Source organism: Sphaerisporangium rhizosphaerae, assembly GCF_042665155.1.
Classification (GTDB): domain Bacteria; phylum Actinomycetota; class Actinomycetes; order Streptosporangiales; family Streptosporangiaceae; genus Sphaerisporangium; species Sphaerisporangium rhizosphaerae.
In genome coordinates, this window is sequence record NZ_JBHTCG010000107.1 from 1 (window position 1) to 597 (window position 597).

At 75.5% G+C, this 597-nt stretch carries 1 protein-coding gene; it reads left to right on the forward strand.

The genetic code is table 11. The features are described from left to right. Positions 1–597: sensor histidine kinase (locus ACFQSB_RS40280; protein ID WP_380832636.1), on the forward strand; the 597-nt coding region annotated here is incomplete at both ends.

Sequence of the window (597 nt, forward strand, 5' to 3'; positions counted from 1 at the left end):
GCTCCTGGTGGCGTCCGGGGTGGCGCTGGTGGCGCAGGGCCCGGTGCAGGCGGTGGCCGGGGTGCTGCTCGTGCTGGCAGGGCCGTTGCTGGCTCCGCGCGCGGTCCGCCTGCACGGCGTGTGGACGCGGTGGCTGCTGGCCCCCACCTACCGCGCCCGCCTGACCAACGCCATGGCCCAGCTGACGCGGGTGCACACCGACGCCATCGACACCCAGGCCGCCGAGCTGCGGCGCATCGAACGCGACCTGCACGACGGCGCGCAGGCACGCCTGGTCGCCATCGGCATGACCCTCGGCGCCGCCGAAGAGCTCGTCGACTCCGATCCGGCGGCCGCCAAGGCCCTGATCGCCAAGGTGCGTGAGGCGTCCGCCGCGTCGCTGGTCGAGCTGCGGCAGCTCGTGCGCGGCATCCACCCGCCCGTGCTCGCCGAGCGCGGCCTCGGCGACGCGGTGCGGGCCCTGGCCCTGGACAGCCCGCTGAAGGTCTCGGTCAACGTCGACCTGCCGGCCCGCCCCGAGGCCCCGGTCGAGTCCGCCGTCTACTTCGTGGTCAGCGAACTGCTCACCAACGCCAGCAGGCACGGCGGCGGGCGCCA